Raw genomic sequence first — 21,577 nt, 5'->3', positions numbered from 1 at the left:
ATGGCCCGCGCAAAAAATGTGAGGAATACCATGCGGGTTTTAGCCATAGAAAGCAGTTGTGACGAAACCGGAATCGCCATTTACGATTCTGAGCAAGGGCTATTGTCCCACGCATTGTACAGTCAGGTGGAAATGCACGCCATTTATGGTGGTGTTGTTCCTGAACTGGCCAGCCGTGATCATATTCGTAAAGCCATACCCCTCATTAAAGAGGTAATGGCAACGGCTCAAACCACATCAGATGAATTAGATGGCGTAGCTTATACATCTGGCCCCGGTTTAGCAGGCGCATTATTAGTAGGCGCGTGTTTGGCGCGCAGCCTTGCATGGAGCTGGGGTTTGCCAACACTGGCGGTTCACCACATGGAAGGACATTTATTGGCCCCTTTATTAGAAGATAATGCGCCAGAATTTCCGTTTGTGGCTTTATTAGTGAGTGGCGGCCATACCCAGTTAGTGGATGTGAAAGGCATTGGCCAATATGAAGTGCTGGGGGAAAGCATAGACGACGCCGCAGGAGAAGCCTTTGATAAGACCGCTAAGATGATGGACTTACCTTATCCCGGTGGCCCACATATCGCCAAATTAGCTCAACAAGGCACACAGGGGCGCTTTAAATTTCCGCGCCCTATGACCGACAGACCGGGCTTAGACTTTTCATTTAGTGGTTTAAAAACCTTTGCCCGAAATACCATTGTTAAATGCCAAGATGAGAGCGGTTTAACTGAACAAGATAAAGCCGATATCGCTTTAGCGTTTGAACAAGCGGCGGTGGATACACTTAGTATTAAGTGTAAGCGAGCATTAGAACAAACTGGCAGAAAACGTTTAGTGATCGCAGGCGGTGTAAGTGCTAACAAATACCTACGTGAAAAATTACATGGCTTGATGAATAAGCTTAATGGCGAAGTGTTTTACCCGCGCCCAGAGTTTTGTACGGATAACGGTGCCATGATTGCCTATGCAGGTTGCCAGCGCATGAAGGCGGGGCAAAAAGACGGTGAAGAGATTGTGGTTCATCCGCGGTGGCCCATGGACCAATTAGAAAGTATTTGAAGCTACTTGCGTTGCCAATACGGCGTTGCTGAAAAAATTTTACTCGTTACATAGGCGAGCTATGCGCCTCGCAAAATTTTTTCATCGCCTTGTCTTGGCTGCCTCAGTGACGCTTCATAGGACGTAGGGCGAATGTAATGCTTAAAAAAGTTTCAATAAATGTATAACAGAATTCGTAGGATGGGTTAGTGAGGCACGAGCGTAACCCATCAATATAAATAAAGAGTTTGAGGGAGAGGACATCTCTCATCTCACATTCAGCATCTTACGATGCATAAAACATTTAACGGGTCATAATGGATAAAGTCTTTATAGATGGTTTAGAAATCGAAACCATCATCGGCATCTATGATTGGGAACGCGAAGTAAAACAGGTCGTGCGTCTCGATTTACAAATGGCATGGGATAACCGGCCAGCGGCTCAATCAGAAGACATTGAAAAAGCACTCAATTATAAAGCCGTGTGTGATCGCTTGAGTGATTTTATCGCGACAAGTGAATTTTTATTGGTGGAAACCATGGCCGAAAACGTGGCTGATATTTTAATGAAAGAATTCAACGTACCTTGGTTGCAGTTAAAGCTCACAAAACCGACGGCGATTCCACAGGCCAGCGGTGTGGGTGTTATGATCGAGCGCGGCGTTCAGTAGGAAAAATACATGGCTCAAGTTTTTGTCAGTATTGGCAGCAATATAAACAAGCAAACTAACATTCGTGGTTGTTTAACTGCATTAGCCGAACATTTTGGCGCTTTAGTATTATCGCCAATTTATGAAAGTGAAGCGGTGGGGTTTGATGGTGATAATTTTTACAATCTTGTGGCTAAGTTTGAAACGCAATTAAGTGTAGGTGAGTTAAACGAATCCCTTAAACATATTGAAGATCAGTTTGGCCGCGAACGCAGTGGCCCTAAATTCAGCGGACGTACGCTGGATATTGATATTCTGACCTATGATGATCTGGTGGGTGTGATTGATGGTGTACAGTTACCACGGGACGAAATCACTAAAAATGCGTTTGTACTGTTACCCATGAATGACATTGCAGCACAAGAGGTTCATCCTGAATTACAAGTTACTTATGGTCGGTTGTGGTTTTTCTTTGATAAAGACTCGCAAAACCTTTGGCAAGTGACGCTTTAATTTTACGTAGGTGTTTGGATTTGCACTCACCCATCGGTGAATAAAATAGGGTTTGATGGCTTCTAGCACCTTAATACATGGATGACGAAACACAGGTTTAAAAATTGACATCAATGAAGCGGAGTCTTTAGCTGCGTCTCCCGTCTCCCGTCTCCCGTCTCCCGTCTCCCATATTAGCTATATACCGTCCTGCCACCATCCACATTAATAATCTGCCCGTTGATGTAATCGTTATTACATAAAAATAAGACGGTATCGGCGATATTTTCTACATTCCCTAGTCGCTTCATGGGGACTTTATCTAAAACCTTTTTCTTGGCGTCTTCGCTCATGTTTTCTTCTTGATCGGGCCAAAGAATGGCGCCAGGACTGATGCCATTACAGCGAATGCGATAGCCCTCGTCTTTGGCTAATGACAAGGTTAGGTTCTTTAGGGCGGCTTTACTGGCACTGTAAATAGGGTGCTGCTCTAAGGTGCGCTCGGCATGAATATCGATTAGGTTGATCACCTGACCATTCACATGAGTTAGAAATGGCAGCATTTTTTGAATCAAAAAAAACGGGGTTTGTACGTTACTGGTGAAAATGGTTTGCCAGTCTTGCGGTGATGCATTTTGCCATGGGGTTGGAAAGAACTGAGAAGCATTATTGACCAATACATCAAGGGGGCGGTGAAATCCGCTGAACCATTCTTCTAATATAATTGGGCTGTTTTCATCGGTTAGGTCGGCACTGAATAACATGCACGATTGATCACGGATTGCGTTGAGTTCATTTTGTAATTTCAATGCCGCTTGTTTGCTTTGCCCAAAATGCAGAAATATATCGTAACCATTGCCATGCAATAGGCGTGCAATGGCCGCTCCGATGCGTTGCGCACCGCCAGTAATTAAAACGGTTTTGTTCATGATGACTGTTTCTCTAATTCTTTTTGTTTGGCAATTGCTTTAAGACGGGCTTGCTCAATGGCTTGGCCAAGTTCTGGGCCTGTGACACCTGTGGCGACAATATCTTGGTTATTCACTTGATTACAGGCATCTAGCATGCGTTGCATGAAGGGGGCTTGCGGATATGGCGTGTTTTCCAAACCAGTACGACCATGGGCATCGGCTTCGCATGCTAATAGTAGCTTGGCAAAACGTTCAGGCTTTCGAATGGCATCGCATTGTTTAAGTACTTTTAATATCGTGCTGGCTTTTAACTCAAAGGCGCGATGTATGTGAGTATGGTACTCACAGGTTTTTAAGGTGAGCTCTTTGTAGGCGTTTGGTACACGCAAGCGTTTGCACATAGCTTTTATGGGTTTTAAACCTAAGGTTTCGTGGGCAATATGCTGTGGCCATTTTTCTGGGTTGGTTTTCCCTTTGCCAAGGTCATGCATGAGCGCGGCAAAGCGCACATCACCCTCATGACTTAATAAGCTGGCTTGTTCTAGGGATAACAAGCTATGTAGTCCTGTGTCGATTTCAGGGTGATGCTTTTCCGGTTGAGGTATCCCAAATAACTCATCTAATTCAGTAAAGGTATCTTTTAAGCCTTGGCACTTTTTGAGGGTATCAAAATACACCCAAGGGCTTTTTTCATGCAGCGCCCGTTGTGTTTCTACCCAAACTCGCTCTGCAGTTAGGTGTTTTAACTCTCCTGACGCGCTAATGTGTTGCATAAGTGAGATGGTTTCATCTGCAATGCGAAACCCTAAATGATGGAAGCGGGCTGCAAAACGAGCCACACGAAGTACGCGTAAAGGGTCTTCACAAAATGCATGGCTGACATGACGTAGGATTTTATTTTGAATGTCTTGTTGACCATTAAAAGGGTCAATGATATTACCGTTTTCATCTTGTGCCATGGCATTGATGGTTAGGTCGCGACGGATTAAGTCTTCTTCTAAGGTCACGTTTTTACCAAAATCCACACTAAAGCCTTGATAACCATGGCCTGACTTTCGTTCGGTTCTGGCAAGGGCGTATTCTTCTTGGGTTTTTGGGTGTAAAAAAACAGGGAAGTCAGCGCCTACTTGTTTGTAACCAGCATCAATGAGCTCTTCTGGGGTGGCGCCTACGACGACCCAATCATTGTCTTTGCTTGTAATATTTAGGATGCGATCTCTAACCGCTCCACCAACTAAATAAATGTTCATTGGCCATTCAATGTTAAATTTTTGTTTAGTGTATACGAAATAGGTTGGGATTCAGAGATGTGCCCATGAGAATTTGCCTGTTAGTATAAAAAAGGCCCTGAAGACATTGCTTTTCATTAATAGCTTAATCAATAAACGTGGTTTGAAGGTAATAAACAAGGGTTTGAGTCGTTACCTGAGGATCAAAAAAGTAGGCTTGTTCTCAGTTAGCGACTACAGGGTAGGTCTACATGAGTTGATCTATTGTACTCTTACTTGCCCATTAAAAAATGAAGAGCAAAAAAAGGACAGCCTAAGCTGTCCTTTGGAGCCATATTAAAGATAAACGCTTACTTGCGTACACCTTCAATATTCAAAATTAATTCAACTTTCTCAGACGCTGGCCCAAGGTTAAAGTTAATGTTGTAGTCTTTTAATGCAATTTCAGTAGTGCCTTCAAAGCCACGACGGAAACCGCCCCAAGGGTCGTTACCGGCACCAATTTCTTGTGCTTCAATCACGATGTTTTTGGTCACACCGTTTAGGGTGAAATCACCATGGATTTTCGCTTCGCCTTTTTCTGTGCTGACAACTTTTGTGCTTTTGAAGGTAGCAGTTGGGTACTTGCTTACGTTTAAGAAGTCAGGGCTGCGTAAGTGCTTGTCACGCTCGGCATGGTTTGAATCCACACTGGTGGTTTTAATGGTTACATTAATGCTGGATTTGGCTGGATTTTTTTCATCGAAGGTGAAGTCGCCTTTAAAATCATTAAAACGACCTTTTAACCAGCTGTAACCAAGGTGTTTGATTTTAAATTCAATAAAGGCGTGCATGCCTTTTGTGTCAATTACGTAGTTCTCAGCGGAAAATGCTTGTGAGCTAAGTGATAAAATAAGGCCTGCGCCTAGTGCTTTGATGGTGCTTTTCATGGTTGTTTCCTCTTGTTTAAGTTTGTTGTTAGTTAAAGCATGCGTTTTAAGGTGGTGTCTTTGTCTATTACGTGATGTTTGATTGCACCCAATACGTGTAATGCGACCATGGCCATTAGTAGATATGCGCCCCATTCATGGATGTCTCCTGCTATGTCTTCTTGGCCCTCAAAAGGGGTGAACAATACAGGTAATGTGAGAACATTGAGTACTTCAATGCCTCGATTATCGGCGGTGGCAATTAAATAGCCGCTTACCATGATAATGAAGATTCCCAAGTACAATCCGGTGTGAATGGCATGGCCTAGGTTCACTTCCCAAGGTTTATGAGTGGGAAGTGGCGAAGGGGTTCCCTTTATAATGCGCCAAACAAGGCGAGTCACCATTATTAACAAAAGTAAAATGCCTATTTGCTTATGCCAATGTGGCGCGATTTGGTACCAAGAGTCGTAATAACCTAATGTGCGCATCCAAACACCTAAGCCAAATAAGCCCAAAATGAGCAGGGCGCTTATCCAATGTAGGACTTTTTGTGATGAAAGGTATGTTTGCATAGGGTACCCAGTTAATTAACTTTCTCGAGTATGTAGGTTAACCTCAAACCTATCGATAAAAAATCGTAAATTTTTGCTAGTTTATATCTATAATTTCGATCAATGGTTCAGAAAACCCCACTTGAGTTGTCCCTGAAGGTGAACCTGACGTCCTAAAATGCAAATGGAATTTACTCTCAGTAGTCCATAATGATGTAGTACCTAGAAGATCATTGAGAGGGTAGTATGGGCGAGCAACGGTTCACCAGTTTTAAAGCGTTTTATCCATTTTATCTATCACAGCACAGTAATAAGGTGTGCCGTGTTTTGCATTATATTGGTAGCTCGTTGGTTTTGTGCATAATGGCTTATACCTTTGCCACGTCTCAGTATGGCTTGCTTTGGTTGTTGCCAGTTATTGGATATGGATTTGCGTGGGTTGGGCACTTTTTTTATGAGCATAATAAACCGGCGACGTTTAAATACCCCTTGTATAGCTTTCTGGCGGATTGGGTTATGTTGGTACAAGGGGTTACAGGAACCTTACCAAAAGAGCACTTTTATAAAACCCCAGTTAAATAGTCGGAGTGACATGCCTTTAATAAGAAGGCTCTTTCATAATCCGTCTTTTATATAAGATTGTCTCGCTTTGGGATAATCTTATGGGGTCTTTAAATCAGGCTTTTTATCTCTTCATATCTAAGTTGTTCACATATTCCGTAACCTTGAATGCTTTTGGCTTTTATTTGCGTAAGCCGTGGTGTGCTCATACCTGCCAAAAAGCGTGTTTTTGCATCTAGGCTTGGGGGTTCAAAATCGTGTTCTTGTAATCTTGTACTGAGTGCTTCCAGTGCCAGCTGAATGTCAGCTTGTTGAGGGGCAATAGGTGCTTGGGAGTAACTGAGTTTAGCCACTTGGCCACGACATACCGAGCAGTGCCCGCAATGTTCAGGAGCATGTTGGTCATCAAAGTATTTAGCTAGCATGCTGCTTAAACATTTATCCAGTTCAAAAAAACGTACCAAGGCGGCAATGCGCTTAACTTCTTTTTGTTCACTGTCTTTAAAGTAACGATACAAAGCGTCGATTAGATCCGGTTGAGCAAGGGCTGCTTGGTTGATTTTGTATACCTCTGTCATTTGTTTGCTTTCGAGTTCTATGAGGTGTTGATCGTGCAAGTATTCTAATGCGGCTAATACTTTTGCTCGTTCTAGTTGGCTTTTTTCGTAACAGGCTTGAATATCTGGTACGGCCCAAATTTTATTAAATTTGGTGTGCTCAAATATGTTTTGTAAAAATACTTGGCGACGAGGATCAAATTGATTTATTACTGCTTGTTTGTCTTGTAAAAGCTTAAAGCGATATTCAGCGTAGTAACTATAGGCAGGGGTTATGGCGTCTTGTATTTCTAGTTGAACCAATAAGGTTTTTAACGGCAACGCTCGAATATTACATAACTTGGATAACGCAAGGATTTGCATTTCCCATTGCCCCTTGTTTTGGGCTTGTAGTATATGACTGATGAGGGTTTCAATATCTTTATGCTCGGGAGTGTCTGCGTATACAAAGTTTTCAACGGTATTTAATCCGTCTAAGTTTGCGAGGGTGATGCAGTTGGAGTTTTCCCCGTCGCGGCCAGCGCGGCCAATTTCTTGGCTGTAGTTTTCAATGGATTTAGGTAAGTCGTAGTGAATAACAAAGCGGATATCGCTTTTATCTATGCCCATACCAAAAGCGATGGTGGCGACTATTACTTGTATCTTGCCAGTCATGAAGTCATTTTGAATAGCCTGTCGTTTGTTGCTATCAAAGCCTGCATGATACGCCACTGCATTGATACCAGATTGCTGTAAATAGGCGGCTACTATTTCGGCGGTGTGTTGTAACGTCACATACACAATGCCGGCACCCTGTTGCTGTTGGATGCTTTTAATTAGCATTGTATTTTTTTGATCGTTACTAACAGGTAAAACACTGAGGTCTAAGTTGGCGCGATAAAAGCCGGTTTGTACGATGTTCTCCGGCTGAATATGAAACTTGACGGCCATGTCGTGCTTTACTTTTTTTGTGGCAGTGGCAGTTAATAAAAGTGTGAGTGGAATATTTAATGCCTGTTTGTATTGGGGAAGCTTTAAATAATCGGGTCTAAAATTGTGCCCCCATTCCGAGATACAGTGAGCTTCATCCACTACTAACATAGAGATAGGAATGGTTTGTATGAAGTCGCGAAAACGCTCGTTTTTAAAGCGTTCAACGCTGATCATTAAAATCTTTACTTTTTTATTTCGTACATCTTGAATGACTTGGCGATACTCATCACTGCTTAGGCTTGAGTCTAAGCTGGCTGACGGGATATTTTTACTGCGTAAAAATTCGATTTGATCTTTCATCAACGCTAGTAATGGGGATACCACTAAGGTTAATTCAGGCAGTTGTAATGCGGTAAATTGATAACACAGCGACTTGCCCGAGCCCGTAGGAAATATAGCCAAAGAACTATGGCCATTGAGCAGTTGAGAAATAGTCTGCTGCTGTCCACTACGAAATTGATCAAAGCCAAAATATTGTTGTAAAGAGGTGCTTAAATGATCCATAGGACTCAGATGAAAATTAATGTGACAATACTATGCCAGTTTAAAAACAATAGTTCATCAATGCTGAGTGATATCAGACCCGTAGGGTAATGACTAATTGAGAAATGGCCGTTTGTGCAATACTGTGGATGTCTTCTTTTTGGGCGAATACGCCATCGCTGGCTAGGCGAGCTAAACCATGAAGAGTTGCCCAAGTGATTTGCGCTAGGCGTAATGGGGACTCTTGAGTGTTAATTTTCGAGCTGCTTTGCAGTTTTTCAAATAAAATCACGTATTGGCGAAAGCAATCTTTTGCAGTGCGCTGAAACTCTGCTTGTTGCTTGTCTTGCCAAAGGGCGGCTCCAAACATGAGTTCGTATTCTGTGGGGTGTTTTATGGCAAAGTTTAAGTAATCCATTACTGAGCGTTCTAAAATTTTATTCAGTGGGTCATTTGGTTCAATAGAAACTTGGTCAAGCAATTTGTGCAATACACTAAACCCTTCACTGGCCACCGCCGCTAATAAAGCGTCTTTGTCTTTAAAATGATGATACGGCGCCGTACGTGAAACTCCCACCGCGTCGGCCAGCTTTCTAAGCGATAATCCAGCCACACCCTGTGCCCGAATAATATCCACGCTGGCATTGATCAACGCCAAGCGTAGGTTGCCATGGTGGTATGGCTGGTTGGCACTGGTTTCCAGTGAGTCGATAGGAGGTGTTTGTGACATAGCCAGTTCGTGGTGGTGTTTTATTGCAGTCTAAACCATATCTTGACGCTGTCTATATAAATGCTTATCTTGACGTTGTCTATTTAATATTAAGCCACAAAATAGGGTTGAAATATGCAGTTTAAAAGCTTTAGCGTAGAAGTAAGTAACCATATAGCCCATGTAATAATGAACCGCCCTGAGTCGTTAAATGCTATGAATATGGATTTCTGGCTAGAGTTACCTCAATGCGTAAAGGCCTTAGATGCTCAAGGTGAAGCAAGGGTTATTGTTATTTCTTCAAAAGGTAAACACTTCAGTGCAGGTATGGACTTAAGTGTGTTCAGTGATCCTAAATCAACTCCCATGACAGGGGACCCCGGTCGTATGGGGGAAAACCTTCGACGGGTTGTAATGCAGTTACAGGCATCGTTAAGTGCTTTGGAAGAAGTGCGAATTCCAGTATTAACCGCCATTCAAGGTGGCTGTATCGGCGGCGCGTTAGATATGGTGTGCGCCAGCGATAGTCGTTATTGCTCTCAAGATGCATATTTTACAATAAAAGAAACAGAACTAGGCATGACCGCCGACGTGGGCACATTACAGCGTTTACCCAAGTTGTTACCTCAAGGGGTTGTGCGGGAGCTGGCCTATACTGGGCGTAATTTCTCTGCCCAAGAGGCTAAAGAGTTGGGTTTTGTGAATCAAGTATTCGAAAGCCATGAGGCTCTGCTAGAAGGGGTGATGGCCATTGCTCAGTCTATTGCTCAAAACTCGCCGCTGGCGGTTGTAGGTTGTAAAGAAATGCTTAATTACTCTCGGGATCATTCTGTCGAAGACAGCTTGAAATATATGGCTACCTGGCAAGCGGGTATGTTTCGCCCTAACGATATGATGAAAACCTTTGCCGCAAAAGCGACTAAATCCCAAGCAGAGTTTGAAAATATTTGGCCGGTGAAAGGTTTATTTGAAAACTAAGATGAGGCGTTAATTGAAAATTGCTTCGATGTGCTGAAAAAACACGGCTTAAAAGTCGTGTTTTTTCATGAGCCTAGTATTTTGGCCGCCTAACCATTACCTATAATAAAGTTAAAACAAAGCCTTACGCAGTGAGTAGCCTGAGCAAGTATTAATTGTAATCACTTATGTTTATGTTGGGCGCTCCGCGAGTTTCGCTATCTTCTTCGCCACACGGTCCTTCATGCTTTTGCCTATAGCTGTTACCATAGGTGGAGCTATGGGATTTGTTTTTTACATTTATATAGTCTAAATACCGAGAGGCTTCTGTAGCATACCCTCCAATTAGTGATGCATTGTTAAAAGCTCGTGCAGCATCCTCAATATTATTCAGTTTTAATTCGCTTATTCCTAATAGGTAGTTGGCTCGACCCACATGCTGGCCACCTAAGCCAATATCACAGGCTTCTAAAATAGTGGTTTTCATCAGATTCCAACTTCGCGTTTGATAATATAATTCTGCGATATCAAGTCGTCGATCAATACTTGGAAGTAGCTTAACCATAATGTTGGCTACTTCAATGGCCTTGTCTATCTCATGGGCAAGATACCAGTATGAAAATAATTTTTCGTAGTGGGTGAATTCGGCTGTTATATGAAACTCATTGATCATTTGTTTAAGAAAACGAGCGGCAATATATGGGTTGTTATTTTTTACCATTAAATCACTGAGTAATAATATATGGTCTTTATTCAGTTCTATGCCTTTTTGTGCAGCTAATAATAACGTGTTAGCTGCTTTTTCTGACTGACCATCAACTAAGTAAATTTGACTAAGCCGTATCCAGTGATCAGCGTCCAAATGGTCACTTTCTAAAATGATAGTTTGTAATTCAATACTTGTGTTGTAGCGCTTATTCTCAAAGAAAATGAACAGAAGCTGGGTGAGTTGGCTAGTACTCATATCTAATTTTGGATAAACGTAAGGGTCAATGGCATGATTAAATATTGTTGTAGTGACAAAATCATATAATTTTTCAGCTGTTAAAAGGGCAGCTTGGGGTTGTTTTAAATGGTATTGGCTAAAGGCTAATTTTAATTGAAGATCAATGGAGAGTTTCCCTCCATAATCTTGAAACTGTTTGATGAATTGCTTAACCAAAGCGTATTCATTTAAAAAGTATTGAATATCAATAATTTCAATTAACATTTCTTGTTTAGCAATGTTGGATAAGCCATTTCCTGAAAGTGCTTGATTGTAATAAATCAGCGCCTTTTCAATATTACCTTCGCCATTTAATTGAGCGTAGTGACGGGCCAGAAAACGGGTGGTACTGTCACGGGTGTATTCATCTTTGAGTGTATTAAGCTCTTTTTCTAATTCTGAAATGGTTTTTTTTACTTCCTTTGTTGTCTTTCCTTTTGGAGCAACTAATTGGAAGCTTTTATATTGTTCAGCGTAACCATTACCAATATTAAAAAGGGCTAGAACCATAAGTAATTTAAATAATAAGGGGGCACAAGAAGGTATCATCATAAGTTTATTCCCAGTTATATGGGTAATCTTTCCATTGAAATTCTATTTTTTGTAATAGCTTACGGTTTTCTCCGTCTTGTGATTGATACCGCCAATGTTTTACGGTGGCTACAGCTTCATCTTCAAAAACCCCTCTAGGAGATGCGTCTATGACCTGTATATTTTCTGTAAAACCTGAAGGTGTGACTTCAATCGATACCGTTACCCAACCATTTATTTTATTTTCCCATGCAATTTTTGGTATTTGCGGTTTACGTGTCGTCATTGGAGTAATTTTTCGCAATGTTTTGGGTTTGCTGCCGATTTGCTCTCCCAATGCTTGTGCATCTATTTGTGAGGGCGCGGTAGGTTGAATCCAGTTTTCTTGTAGCTTAGGAATATTGCTAGATTTAAATTTAAACTCCGTTGGTGTCATGCTCATATTAATTAATGGTTGATTTAGGTTATTTAAATCATGATTGATAGTTGGTTGAATTTTATGTATTAAGTTAGGATCTGGTTCGTTTATTTTCTTTTTTCTAGATTTGGCTTCTTGCTCTGGCGCTTCTTTTTTCACGTTTTCAATATTTACTTGTACTATTTTCTCCTCCATTTCTAGAGGGGGAGTATCTTGATGAATCAAACCAATGATCATATAAAATAATGACACGACGATAAAAGCAGATATGAAGAAGGAGAGTAATATACGCATTATTTTTTCTGCGCTGCCAGAGCAATATTAAGAACACCTGCTTGCCTAACTTGATCCATGACAGTCATAAGTTGATCGGCAGATACAAGCTTATCAGCTTGTATTACAACGGAGCCTTCTGGATTACTAGTATGAAGTCGTGCAATGATCGCTCGTACTGTGGTGATATCTACTTGTCGTTTATCTATCCAAACTTCAGAATTTTCGTTAATTGCAATGAGTATGCTGGCCTTATCTTGATTGACAGATGTGGCTGCGGAAGGTGAATTAACCTCAATACCAGACTCTTTCACAAAAGACGTCGTAACAATAAAAAAGATCAACATGATAAATACTATATCCAGCATAGGTGTAATATCTAATTCACTATCATCTTGCTGAACTTGATGGCGGCGAGTGGTCATAAAACCCCCTGAGGATGCTGGTGTATATTTGATCTAATAGTTAATCTATCTTCAAATTGCGCACTATATTTTAGAACTAATTGCTTGATGCTATGGCTGAAATACAATGCGGATAATGCTAAACATAAACCGACCATAGTAGGAAGGGTGGCCTTATATATACCGGCACTCATGGCTTTTGCATCACTGTTGCCGGTAACTGCAATAACATCAAATACCGCTACCATACCACTGACCGTTCCGAGTAAGCCTAATAGCGGACAAATAGCAATTAACACTCTTATACTGGATAACCAGAGATTTAATCGAGCATTATTTTTTGAAATAAGTAGCTCTCGAATCTTATGAGCATTCCAAGATCTTTTATCCTTTCTTTGTGACCAGTGATCAATTTGACGTTGTGATAGTTTTGGATACGTGACTTTAATAAAATAAAAGCGCTCAATAATGAGTGACCACAAAATAAGCGCAAGCACAAACAAGGCAGGAATGACTTTCCCACCTTGATCAAAGAATTGTTGAAATAGCGCTATCATCGATTCGTTAAGCATTATTTTTCTGCTTTTCTTCGCTGATTGATTCGGATGACTCTCGTTCTCTTGCTAATATTCCGGCACTTTGTTCATCAAGGATTTGTAATAATATTTTACTAAATGAAACAAGCGCGTTGTGGCCTAGCAATAAAGGTATAGCAACCAGTAACCCTAAGACTGTTGTGACTAGAGCTTGGGAAATACCGGACGCCATTAACTTGGGGTCGCCACTACCAAATAAACTGATACTTTGGAAAGTAGCAATCATTCCGATAACGGTACCAAGTAGTCCAAGCAAGGGAGCAATGGCAGATAATAATTTAATTAAACTATGACCTTGTTCTAACTTTGGCAGCTCTTTGATAATGGCTTCATCTAATATGATTTGCAGGTTTTCATCATCTTGACGCTGCTTTGGTGTCATACTTTGAACTTGTAAAAATATGCGGCCCAATGGGTTGTCATTGGATGGTTGTTTTAGATTTTTAAGTTGTTGCTTGGTTTTTTTCCAAACGATACTCAGGAAAGCTAAACGATATAGAATAATTAAAAATCCGATAACGCCTAGAATAACAATAGAGTAACCAACTTCTTTGCCTTGTAATAAGCGTTCATACAAACTTGGGCTTTGCCCAAGAAGTGCGAGTAATTCACCTCGAGTAGGGTCAATAACACTTAAAACTGGCTCAGCGCTTTGCTTGTTATCTTCGTTGCTTAGCGCCTGCAAACTAAAAGTATTCATTATGCTGTGTTCACTTGGCTGATCACCTATGACCAGTAGCTCTTGATTTTGAGGTATGAATCGCAAAAAGTGCCCTTCAGAGAAGGCACTGAATGTACCCATGCGAATGACTTCTTGCTGATTACTTTTACCTTCTGGGGTTACAACAGTGGCTTGAAATGTTGTATTTTTTCCGGCTTGTGTCATTTCTGCTACAACCCAAAGCCATAACTCTCTCATGTCTTTTATGCTAGCGAGTGATTGATTCTCTTGTAATATAGTGAAGGCATTTTGACGATCAGGCATTTGTGCGTGGACTAGCGAGTCTTGAAGGCGTGCAATGAAATCGCCACTAAATTGATTATATAAACTATGAATATCACCTAATTCATTGACATGTTTGTCTAGTTCTTTTTGAAGCTTATCTAGTGTTTTTTTCTGTTTTTGTGTTTCTTTTAATAGGGGGTTACCAATAGCTTGCTGTTTGTTCCATTCGCCTTCAGCCACATCGACTAGTTTTTGTTGTTGCTTTTTCTCTTCTAAGAAACGAGATTCTCGTTCTTTATAGAGTATTTGTTCTTTCTTTTGATGCTCCTGTGTGGTTATTAACAGTTCATCTAAAGTTTTAATTTTGTTGTCTTCTAAGATATCCCCATAAACACTATGAGCCACCATGAATACAAGACAAAGAGCAGTATACCGAGTTAAATAACGTAACATTATTTCGCTCCTTTATTTGATTCTAGTGATGGCTGATCAAGCATTGTTAGATAGGGGAGAGTCAATAAATTAGGCGCTGTTTTTTTCCCAGCTACCCTCATGGCTTGCTGGATAGGTCGGTTGAACTCATTGCTCAGTATTTGCCATTCTTGTGAATGTTTATTCCATATGGCACTTAATTTTCTATCAAGGGTTTGCACATATAGAGCATTTCTACCTACACGCAGTATTTGCACTGAAAGCAACTCGGAGTTTAATTCGACATTGTCTCGATAGACCTCAAGGTCATAGTTGTAATCATTTTCTGCTTGATAAAAAGCCATAACCCGCCGAAATTTTTCTGTGACGGTAATACTGCTTCGGCTTAATAAAGTTTTTAATTCATTAACGCCTAGCAAGCGGTTTTCTCTGTGAAATGGCAGGTCTAATCGAATGAATTGTTCTAGTGTTTTAGTCATCTCACGTAACAAGGGCAATATTTGCTGTTTGGTCCACTTAACATCTTCAATTTTCTGTTGGAGTATCGCAATGTTTTCTTTTTGTTCTTCTTTTAATATACGGAGCTCTTGATTGTATTCTTTTTGATATTCCGTAGTACGTAATAGCTTTTGGTATTTTTCTAGTAACTGTTGCTGTTGATTGGCTAGTTTATTGACGATTTTCTGGCTGTGTTGTCCCATTTTCTGGGTTTTTTCTGCTACCTCTAAACTTTGTTTTAATTGGCCTGCCTCCCCATGAGCAGAAGCCATGGTGAATAGAGTTATGATAAAGCACAGTGGCGTTATGATTTGCATATCAATCCTTTAGCTCGGTGTTATTTTTGATTTGAGCTGTGTTAGTCAGTGATTTACGTAATTTCTAGTATATGTATACAGTCAAAGGCGTTTACAGGTTTTGATTACTGGCATACCTGATGATGCTGTTGATATTTGATTTGGTTATGCCAAATAGTATATGTTTTCAAATCTAGAAACATGTAGGAAAAGGCTAAAGAAGTGAACTTGGCGTAAATTGGCTTAAATTAATATGTAGGTGTTTAAATAAAAGCCAATAGGAAAACAAAAAAAGCCCAGCATTTCTGCTTGGGCTTTCTGGGTATTAGCTATCTAATTTTTAATTATTTAGATGCTTCTACGGTGCGTTTCAAGCTTGTCTAAATAGTGTCATATAGCCAGTGTTTCTTCGCCATCTAAAAACAAAAAAAGCCCAAACATTTCTGCTTGGGCTTTTTGTGTATTAGCTATCTAATTTTTAATTATTTAGATGCTTCTACGGTGCGTTTCAAGCTTGTCTAAATAGTGTCATATAGCCAGTGTTTCTTCGCCATCTAAAAACAAAAAAAAGCCCAAACATTTCTGCTTGGGCTTTTTGTGTATTAGCTATCTAATTTTTAATTATTTAGATGCTTCTACGATGGGTTTCAAGCTTGTCTAAATAGTGTCATATAGCCAGTGTTTCTTCGCCATCTAAAAACAAAAAAAGCCCAAACATTTCTGCTTGGGCTTTTTGTGTATTAGCTATCTAATTTTTAATTATTTAGATGCTTCTACGATACGTTTCAAGCTTGTCCAGATAGTGTCATGTAGCCACTTTGCTCTTGATCATAGGGAAACAAAAAAAAGCCCAGCATTTCTGCTTGGGCTTTTTGTGTATTAGCTATCTAATTTTTAATTATTTAGATGCTTCTACGATACGCTTCATGTCAGTCATGTAACCACGAAGTTCTTGACCAACCCACTCAACTGGGTGCTCACGAATTTCTTCGTTAACATCAACTAAACGCGCGTTGTCGACAGAGTTAGATTTAAGGTTTAGACCTTTACCAATCACTTCAGTGGTGATGTTAGGCATGAACTCTTCACGTAGCAATGGAACCGCAGCGTGAGAGAACAAGTAACAACCGTATTCAGCTGTGTCAGAAATAACCACGTTCATTTCGTAAAGTTTCTTACGTGCAATAGTGTTAGCGATTAGTGGTGTTTCGTGTAGAGATTCGTAATAAGCAGACTCTTCAACGATACCAGATTCAACCATGGTTTCGAATGCAAGCTCAACGCCTGCTTTAACCAAAGCAACAAGCATGATGCCTTTGTCGAAAAACTCTTGCTCGTCGATTTCAACATCAGATGCGGCTTCTTTTTCGAAACCGGTTTCCGCTGTTTCTTCACGCCATTTTAGCAGGTTCGCATCATCGTTCGCCCAGTCTTCCATCATGGTTTTAGAGAAGTGGCCAGTCATGATGTCGTCTTGGTGCTTGCGGAACAATGGACGCATTAGCACTTTAAGATCGTCAGCCATATCGAATGCTTTGATTTTAGCTGGGTTAGATAGACGATCCATCATGTTAGTGATGCCGCCGATTTTTAGTGCTTCAGTTACCGTTTCCCAACCGAATTGAATCAGTTTAGCGGCATATGGGCCGTCGATGCCGTCAGCAACCATTTTTTCGTAGCCTAGGATGGCACCCGTTTGCAACATACCGCAAAGGATAGTTTGCTCGCCCATAAGGTCAGATTTAACTTCTGCAACGAAAGAAGATTCAAGAACACCAGCACGGTCGCCACCAGTAGCAGACGCCCAAGCTTTAGCTTGTTCATGGCCAATGCCTTGAGGGTCGTTTTCTGGGTGAACAGCCATAAGTGTTGGTACACCGAAGCCACGCTTGTATTCTTCACGTACTTCAGAACCAGGGCACTTAGGTGCAACCATGATGACGGTTAAATCTTCACGGATTTGCATGCCTTCTTCAACAATGTTGAAACCGTGAGAATAACCAAGTGTTGCGCCTTGTTTCATAAGTGGCATAACAGTGGTAACCGCATCAGTGTGCTGCTTGTCAGGAGTTAGGTTACATACTAGGTCAGCAGTAGGCACTAATTCTTGATAAGTACCAACCGTGAAACCGTTGTCAGTGGCGTTTTTCCAAGACTGGCGTTTTTCAGTGATAGCGGCTTCACGCAATGCGTAAGAAACATCAAGACCAGAGTCGCGCATGTTTAGACCTTGGTTAAGACCTTGTGCACCACAACCAATGATCACAACTTTTTTGCCTTTAAGGGCTTCACAACCGTTAGCGAATTCGCTGCGGTCCATGAAACGACAACGACCAAGTTGGTCTAACTGCTCGCGTAAATTTAGCGTATTAAAATAATTCTGAGACATAATAGTTATCCTCTTTAGATAAGCGTTGTAACGTGAGATAAGCTAGCTTACTTGTCCTAGCGGCGTTAAAAGTGCCTCTGCTCAGTCATTTACTCGGTGTAAACTCCTAAGCCTCGACACTTTTTGTCTTGCTATGACTGCGTCGCTTACGCTTCCTCAAGTCACTTACATTTGATAAATCATTCAAAATCCCGTGCAGTGTAGGTGAAAATCACTGTTGCGTAAAACGCGATATATGAAATAGCTTATTGCAGTAAATGCAATATAATACCCTATATGTATTTCTAATTAATGAAATAGGTACGTACACGTATGGATTTCAAAGACTTATCTCAATTTCTTGTGCTGGCTGAAACCCTGCATTATGGCCATGCGGCACAAAAGTGTCATACATCTGCGTCCACTATTTCCCGTGTGGTGCAGCGTTTAGAAGAGGAAATTGGCCAGCAACTATTTGAACGGGACCGCCGTGATGTGCGTTTAACCCAAGCTGGTATGGAGTTTAAAGAGTTCTCTGTGCGTACGCTGGAGCAATACCAGCAGTTTCAACGGCAATTGAATACTCAAACCAGTGAGCTACATGGTGAGCTAAGTTTGTATTGTTCGGTGACGGCCAGTTACAGCTTTTTATCCGACTTATTAAGGGTCTTTCGTGAGCGTCACCCTAAAGTGGATATTCGCCTGCGCACTGGAGATGCCGCTCAAGCAGTAGATATGGCCTTAAATGGCGAGGTGGATATTGCCATTGCGGCAAGGCCAGACCAACTATCATCCCGCTTAGCTTTTAAGCCAATTACCCAAGTGCCACTGGCGTTTGTGGTTCCTAATCAAGCTGGGCCTGTGGCAGATGCGCTTGCACAAAAGCAGGTGGATTGGCAAAACGTACCCATGATTTTATCTGAACAAGGCTTGGCTCGTGTGAGGGTCGAGCGTTGGTTTAAGCAACAAGGGGCCAAGCCTAATATATACGCACAAGTCTCTGGGCATGAGGCCATAGTTGCTATGGTGGCTCTTGGTTTTGGCGTGGGTGTGGTGCCCGAACTTGTACTGACCAATAGCCCAATCGCTGAAAAAGTCAGAACCCTAAATGTCACGCCAGAGCTAGAGCCATTCTCCGTAGGCCTGTGCGTGGTGAATCAACATATGAATAACGGTTTAGTTAAAGCCTTTTGGCAAGTAAGTGAAGACTGGTTGAAACAATAACAGCACACTGCTTAAGCTATAATGTGATTAGATGCCAGACTCAGGTAAGTTATGACTCTATGAAGCGTTGATGATTCCAAGTAGAATCCACATGCTTTTAATAATAAACAGGTCTCGCATGTCTCAAGCTGACGAAAATAAGGTCGTTTCATTGAATCAAGAAGAAGAGCCCGTAGCGGCTAAAACAAAATTGCGCAGCAAAGGCATTTATTTACTGCCTAACTTATTTACCACTGGCGCATTGTTTTCAGGCTTTTATGCTGTTGTAGCATCAATGAACGGACATTTTGATAAAGCAGCCATTGCTATATTTATTGCCATGATCCTAGACGGTCTAGACGGTCGTGTGGCCCGTATGACTAATACTCAAAGCGAATTCGGCGCGGAATACGACTCCTTAGCTGATATGGTGAGCTTTGGTGTGGCGCCAGCACTGGTTGCTTTTAGTTGGTCATTGCAGTCTTTAGGACAAGCAGGTTGGATTGCTGCATTTATATATGTAGCCGGTGCAGCTTTACGCTTGGCGCGCTTTAATACTCAAATAGATAAAGCGGATAAAAATTATTTTACGGGATTAGCCAGTCCAGCAGCGGCGGCAATTGTCGCTGGGACCGTTTGGGCTTTGAATGATTACGGCGTAACCGGTACTGAGGTTTCTATTTTAATGGCAGTGGTAGTTGGTGCGACCGGTATATTAATGGTAAGTAACGTGCTGTATCACAGCTTTAAAGGCATAGACCTTAAAGGTAAAGTACCATTTGTGGCCATGCTTGCAATTGTAGGTGTGTTTGCAGTCATTGCGATTGATCCTCCATTGATCTTATTAGCGATTTTCTTAGCTTATGGTATGTCTGGCCCTGTGGTTACGATACTGAGAAAACTGAAAAAGCGTAAAGCTGCACGTGCTAAGCAGTAATTAGATCGAACTTTCTAAGCATGTCTGGTCTAATCTTCCATTGTCAGGAGACCAGACATGATCATTAAACCCCACGAATTCAAATCAAGCCATCTGCTCACTGAGTCAGATGTCACCCCAGAATCTATATACAACGACCGTCGTAAATTCATGAAGCAAGGTATGTTTGCTTTGGCGGGTGGCTTAATGGCGTCTATGTCTCCTTCGTTGTGGGCTAAAAAACTCGACTACGCCAAAACCGCTTACGGTAAACAAGACTCCTTAACACCGGAAGAGGCAGTCACCACCTACAACAACTTTTATGAGTTAGGCACCGGCAAAGATGATCCTGCCAACAATGCTGCGCAGCTTAAAACAGAAGGTTGGACTATAGAAGTTGAAGGGCATGCAGAAAAAACTGGTAAATTTGATCTACAGGATATTATTAAAAACCAGCAACTAGAAGAACGCATCTATCGTCTGCGTTGTGTTGAGGCATGGTCTATGGTGATTCCATGGGTTGGGTTTTCATTGGCGGACATGCTTAAGCAATTTAAGCCTACTTCTAAAGCAAAGTACGTTGAGTTTATTTCCATTCACGATCCAAAAAATCTAAAAGCTCAAGGTAGCTTATTTTCCACCATAGATTGGCCGTACCGTGAAGGGCTACGCATGGATGAAGCCATGAATGAATTATCATTTATGGCAACAGGCTTGTATGGCAAAACCCTACCTAATCAAAATGGCGCGCCGATTCGTTTAGTGGTGCCATGGAAATATGGTTTTAAAAGTATTAAATCCATTGTCAAAATTCGCTTTGTAGAAGAGATGCCAGCCACCACATGGAATGACATCGCCTCCAATGAATATGGCTTCTATGCCAATGTTAACCCGCAGGTGGATCATCCAAGATGGAGCCAAGCCAGCGAGCGTCGCCTACCAACCAGCTTCTTTAATATTAAAAAAATCCCCACGCAAATGTTCAATGGCTACGGTGAGCAAGTAGCTTATATGTATAAAGGCATGGACTTGAAGCGATTTTATTAATGAATAAACAAGCATTGAACATACTACTATGGGGACTAGTAGTTTTACCTATGTTCCAGCTTGGGTACGGCTTTTATCAGGTACAATATGCGGGGGATATTTTCTATTACGGACCAGAGCCAGCCAAAGCCGTTGTGCATACTCTGGGTTTATGGGCTATGGCTTTCTTATTTTTAGTGTTAGCTACTCGGCATCTTAAAAAATATACGCCGCTCAACCTTATACCGATGCGCAGGCGGCTTGGCCTATCTGCATTTTTTTACGCCGTGCTGCATCTACTTGCATATATCGCATTGATATTGGGGTTTCAGTGGCACGAGCTGGCAAGCGAAATTCAAAAACGCCCCTATATATTAGTAGGCACGCTTTCCATTTTGCTTATGTTGCCCATGGCAATTACCTCAACTAAAGGCTGGCAACGCAGGCTAAAGCAAAAGTGGAAAACACTACATCTGTTAGTTTATCCGGTAGCAATACTTGTATTGATTCACCTGTGGTGGCAAGTTCGCGCGGGCTTCTTATTGGCCAGTAGCATGACACTATTAATTACCATTGCATTTATTTTACGTTTTTTGCCTAACCGGCTTGCACAAGCTAAAACCTCTTCTAATCTATAGAACGCCTCGAGTGAAAATGAATTTGAAAC

22 protein-coding genes are annotated in these 21,577 nt (G+C 41.4%); 9 read left to right on the top strand and 13 right to left on the bottom strand.

Annotated features, from left to right (window positions below; translation table 11 throughout):
* Positions 1–30 precede the first annotated feature (30 nt).
* The 3 genes from tsaD (at position 31) to folK (ending at position 2,198) form a co-directional block, all read left to right on the top strand.
* Entirely contained in the window at positions 31–1,056 is a 1,026-nt protein-coding gene (gene tsaD, locus ABWV45_RS12125) for a tRNA (adenosine(37)-N6)-threonylcarbamoyltransferase complex transferase subunit TsaD (RefSeq protein WP_353352130.1), read from the top strand.
* 296 nt (positions 1,057–1,352) lie between these two features.
* The gene (gene folB, locus ABWV45_RS12120) at positions 1,353–1,706 is read left to right on the top strand and encodes a dihydroneopterin aldolase (protein ID WP_353351972.1); all 354 of its coding nucleotides are present in this window, start codon (positions 1,353–1,355) and stop codon (positions 1,704–1,706) included.
* 9 nt (positions 1,707–1,715) lie between these two features.
* Positions 1,716–2,198: a 2-amino-4-hydroxy-6-hydroxymethyldihydropteridine diphosphokinase gene (gene folK / locus ABWV45_RS12115; protein WP_353351971.1), complete on the top strand. Its 483-nt coding sequence runs from the start codon at positions 1,716–1,718 to the stop codon at positions 2,196–2,198.
* A gap of 173 nt (positions 2,199–2,371) precedes the next feature.
* Here the strand turns inward: folK and ABWV45_RS12110 are convergent, their stop codons facing one another.
* From ABWV45_RS12110 to ABWV45_RS12095, 4 genes are all read right to left on the bottom strand, one after another.
* Entirely contained in the window at positions 2,372–3,106 is a 735-nt protein-coding gene (locus tag ABWV45_RS12110) for an SDR family oxidoreductase (RefSeq protein ID WP_353351970.1), read from the bottom strand.
* Positions 3,103–4,338 carry a multifunctional CCA addition/repair protein gene (locus ABWV45_RS12105; protein WP_353351969.1) on the bottom strand — a complete coding sequence of 412 codons (1,236 nt, stop codon included), beginning with the start codon at positions 4,336–4,338 and terminating at the stop codon, positions 3,103–3,105. The genes ABWV45_RS12110 and ABWV45_RS12105 overlap by 4 nt, the downstream gene beginning before the upstream one ends.
* A gap of 329 nt (positions 4,339–4,667) precedes the next feature.
* Positions 4,668–5,246 (bottom strand): YceI family protein, encoded by a 579-nt coding sequence (locus ABWV45_RS12100; protein WP_353351968.1) that lies wholly within the window; start codon positions 5,244–5,246, stop codon positions 4,668–4,670.
* A 32-nt stretch (positions 5,247–5,278) separates the two neighbouring features.
* On the bottom strand, positions 5,279–5,800 hold the full coding sequence (locus ABWV45_RS12095) for a cytochrome b (protein ID WP_353351967.1): 522 nt from the start codon (positions 5,798–5,800) through the stop codon (positions 5,279–5,281).
* Between the two features lie 225 nt (positions 5,801–6,025).
* Here ABWV45_RS12095 and ABWV45_RS12090 point away from each other — a divergent pair, with 225 nt between their 5' ends.
* Positions 6,026–6,361, top strand: a complete 336-nt coding sequence (locus ABWV45_RS12090) for an Mpo1-like protein (RefSeq protein WP_353351966.1) — start codon at positions 6,026–6,028, stop codon at positions 6,359–6,361.
* 89 nt (positions 6,362–6,450) lie between these two features.
* Here ABWV45_RS12090 and ABWV45_RS12085 read toward each other — a convergent pair whose 3' ends face one another.
* Together ABWV45_RS12085 and ABWV45_RS12080 are read right to left on the bottom strand one after the other, a co-directional pair.
* The gene (locus ABWV45_RS12085) at positions 6,451–8,373 is read right to left on the bottom strand and encodes a RecQ family ATP-dependent DNA helicase (protein ID WP_353351965.1); all 1,923 of its coding nucleotides are present in this window, start codon (positions 8,371–8,373) and stop codon (positions 6,451–6,453) included.
* Between the two features lie 73 nt (positions 8,374–8,446).
* Entirely contained in the window at positions 8,447–9,082 is a 636-nt protein-coding gene (locus ABWV45_RS12080; RefSeq protein WP_353351964.1) for a TetR/AcrR family transcriptional regulator, read from the bottom strand.
* Between the two features lie 114 nt (positions 9,083–9,196).
* Here ABWV45_RS12080 and ABWV45_RS12075 point away from each other — a divergent pair, with 114 nt between their 5' ends.
* Entirely contained in the window at positions 9,197–10,039 is an 843-nt protein-coding gene (locus ABWV45_RS12075; RefSeq protein WP_353351963.1) for a crotonase/enoyl-CoA hydratase family protein, read from the top strand.
* A gap of 151 nt (positions 10,040–10,190) precedes the next feature.
* Here the strand turns inward: ABWV45_RS12075 and ABWV45_RS12070 are convergent, their stop codons facing one another.
* From ABWV45_RS12070 to ilvC, 7 genes are all read right to left on the bottom strand, one after another.
* Positions 10,191–11,555 carry a tetratricopeptide repeat protein gene (locus ABWV45_RS12070; RefSeq protein WP_353351962.1) on the bottom strand — a complete coding sequence of 455 codons (1,365 nt, stop codon included), beginning with the start codon at positions 11,553–11,555 and terminating at the stop codon, positions 10,191–10,193.
* Between the two features lie 4 nt (positions 11,556–11,559).
* Complete coding sequence (locus ABWV45_RS12065) at positions 11,560–12,246, bottom strand: energy transducer TonB (RefSeq protein WP_353351961.1); 687 nt, start codon at positions 12,244–12,246, stop codon at positions 11,560–11,562.
* Positions 12,246–12,650: an ExbD/TolR family protein gene (locus ABWV45_RS12060; protein ID WP_353351960.1), complete on the bottom strand. Its 405-nt coding sequence runs from the start codon at positions 12,648–12,650 to the stop codon at positions 12,246–12,248. The genes ABWV45_RS12065 and ABWV45_RS12060 overlap by 1 nt, the downstream gene beginning before the upstream one ends.
* Positions 12,647–13,201, bottom strand: coding sequence for a MotA/TolQ/ExbB proton channel family protein (locus tag ABWV45_RS12055; RefSeq protein ID WP_353351959.1), 555 nt, complete (start codon positions 13,199–13,201; stop codon positions 12,647–12,649). The genes ABWV45_RS12060 and ABWV45_RS12055 overlap by 4 nt, the downstream gene beginning before the upstream one ends.
* Complete coding sequence (locus tag ABWV45_RS12050) at positions 13,194–14,624, bottom strand: MotA/TolQ/ExbB proton channel family protein (protein ID WP_353351958.1); 1,431 nt, start codon at positions 14,622–14,624, stop codon at positions 13,194–13,196. The genes ABWV45_RS12055 and ABWV45_RS12050 overlap by 8 nt, the downstream gene beginning before the upstream one ends.
* Complete coding sequence (locus ABWV45_RS12045; RefSeq protein ID WP_353351957.1) at positions 14,624–15,418, bottom strand: DUF3450 domain-containing protein; 795 nt, start codon at positions 15,416–15,418, stop codon at positions 14,624–14,626. Before ABWV45_RS12045 ends, ABWV45_RS12050 begins: the two co-directional genes overlap by 1 nt.
* Positions 15,419–16,295: 877 nt before the next feature.
* The gene (gene ilvC / locus ABWV45_RS12040) at positions 16,296–17,786 is read right to left on the bottom strand and encodes a ketol-acid reductoisomerase (protein ID WP_353351956.1); all 1,491 of its coding nucleotides are present in this window, start codon (positions 17,784–17,786) and stop codon (positions 16,296–16,298) included.
* 312 nt (positions 17,787–18,098) lie between these two features.
* Between ilvC and ilvY the strand changes: the two genes are divergently transcribed.
* The 4 genes from ilvY to msrQ all read left to right on the top strand — a co-directional run bounded on the left by ilvY (position 18,099) and on the right by msrQ (position 21,548).
* Entirely contained in the window at positions 18,099–18,989 is an 891-nt protein-coding gene (ilvY, locus tag ABWV45_RS12035; RefSeq protein ID WP_353351955.1) for an HTH-type transcriptional activator IlvY, read from the top strand.
* A 118-nt stretch (positions 18,990–19,107) separates the two neighbouring features.
* A complete protein-coding gene (gene pssA / locus ABWV45_RS12030; RefSeq protein WP_353351954.1) occupies positions 19,108–19,905 on the top strand; it encodes a CDP-diacylglycerol--serine O-phosphatidyltransferase in 798 nt (265 codons plus the stop codon).
* Between the two features lie 57 nt (positions 19,906–19,962).
* Positions 19,963–20,931, top strand: coding sequence for a protein-methionine-sulfoxide reductase catalytic subunit MsrP (gene msrP / locus ABWV45_RS12025; protein ID WP_353351953.1), 969 nt, complete (start codon positions 19,963–19,965; stop codon positions 20,929–20,931).
* On the top strand, positions 20,931–21,548 hold the full coding sequence (gene msrQ, locus ABWV45_RS12020) for a protein-methionine-sulfoxide reductase heme-binding subunit MsrQ (protein ID WP_353351952.1): 618 nt from the start codon (positions 20,931–20,933) through the stop codon (positions 21,546–21,548). The genes msrP and msrQ overlap by 1 nt, the downstream gene beginning before the upstream one ends.
* The last annotated feature ends 29 nt before the right edge of the window (positions 21,549–21,577 follow it).

The sequence above is a fragment of the Oceaniserpentilla sp. 4NH20-0058 genome (assembly GCF_040371755.1).
GTDB lineage: Bacteria > Pseudomonadota > Gammaproteobacteria > Pseudomonadales > Oceanobacteraceae > Bermanella.
This window is presented reverse-complemented; position numbering and strand designations above follow the sequence as displayed.

Bases quoted from the DNA above. Each gene is read 5' to 3' on its own strand.
- tsaD (WP_353352130.1), top strand. From the start codon at position 31: ATGCGGGTTTTAGCCATAGAAAGCAGTTGTGACGAAACCGGAATCGCC.
- ABWV45_RS12060 (WP_353351960.1), bottom strand. From the start codon at position 12,650: ATGACCACTCGCCGCCATCAAGTTCAGCAAGATGATAGTGAATTAGAT.
- ABWV45_RS12045 (WP_353351957.1), bottom strand. From the start codon at position 15,418: ATGCAAATCATAACGCCACTGTGCTTTATCATAACTCTATTCACCATG.
- ABWV45_RS12095 (WP_353351967.1), bottom strand. From the start codon at position 5,800: ATGCAAACATACCTTTCATCACAAAAAGTCCTACATTGGATAAGCGCC.
- ilvY (WP_353351955.1), top strand. From the start codon at position 18,099: ATGGATTTCAAAGACTTATCTCAATTTCTTGTGCTGGCTGAAACCCTG.
- folB (WP_353351972.1), top strand. From the start codon at position 1,353: ATGGATAAAGTCTTTATAGATGGTTTAGAAATCGAAACCATCATCGGC.
- ABWV45_RS12110 (WP_353351970.1), bottom strand. From the start codon at position 3,106: ATGAACAAAACCGTTTTAATTACTGGCGGTGCGCAACGCATCGGAGCG.
- ABWV45_RS12100 (WP_353351968.1), bottom strand. From the start codon at position 5,246: ATGAAAAGCACCATCAAAGCACTAGGCGCAGGCCTTATTTTATCACTT.
- ABWV45_RS12105 (WP_353351969.1), bottom strand. From the start codon at position 4,338: ATGAACATTTATTTAGTTGGTGGAGCGGTTAGAGATCGCATCCTAAAT.
- ABWV45_RS12075 (WP_353351963.1), top strand. From the start codon at position 9,197: ATGCAGTTTAAAAGCTTTAGCGTAGAAGTAAGTAACCATATAGCCCAT.
- msrQ (WP_353351952.1), top strand. From the start codon at position 20,931: ATGAATAAACAAGCATTGAACATACTACTATGGGGACTAGTAGTTTTA.
- ABWV45_RS12065 (WP_353351961.1), bottom strand. From the start codon at position 12,246: ATGCGTATATTACTCTCCTTCTTCATATCTGCTTTTATCGTCGTGTCA.
- ilvC (WP_353351956.1), bottom strand. From the start codon at position 17,786: ATGTCTCAGAATTATTTTAATACGCTAAATTTACGCGAGCAGTTAGAC.
- ABWV45_RS12080 (WP_353351964.1), bottom strand. From the start codon at position 9,082: ATGTCACAAACACCTCCTATCGACTCACTGGAAACCAGTGCCAACCAG.
- msrP (WP_353351953.1), top strand. From the start codon at position 19,963: ATGATCATTAAACCCCACGAATTCAAATCAAGCCATCTGCTCACTGAG.
- ABWV45_RS12055 (WP_353351959.1), bottom strand. From the start codon at position 13,201: ATGCTTAACGAATCGATGATAGCGCTATTTCAACAATTCTTTGATCAA.
- pssA (WP_353351954.1), top strand. From the start codon at position 19,108: ATGTCTCAAGCTGACGAAAATAAGGTCGTTTCATTGAATCAAGAAGAA.
- ABWV45_RS12090 (WP_353351966.1), top strand. From the start codon at position 6,026: ATGGGCGAGCAACGGTTCACCAGTTTTAAAGCGTTTTATCCATTTTAT.
- ABWV45_RS12070 (WP_353351962.1), bottom strand. From the start codon at position 11,555: ATGATGATACCTTCTTGTGCCCCCTTATTATTTAAATTACTTATGGTT.
- ABWV45_RS12085 (WP_353351965.1), bottom strand. From the start codon at position 8,373: ATGGATCATTTAAGCACCTCTTTACAACAATATTTTGGCTTTGATCAA.
- ABWV45_RS12050 (WP_353351958.1), bottom strand. From the start codon at position 14,624: ATGTTACGTTATTTAACTCGGTATACTGCTCTTTGTCTTGTATTCATG.
- folK (WP_353351971.1), top strand. From the start codon at position 1,716: ATGGCTCAAGTTTTTGTCAGTATTGGCAGCAATATAAACAAGCAAACT.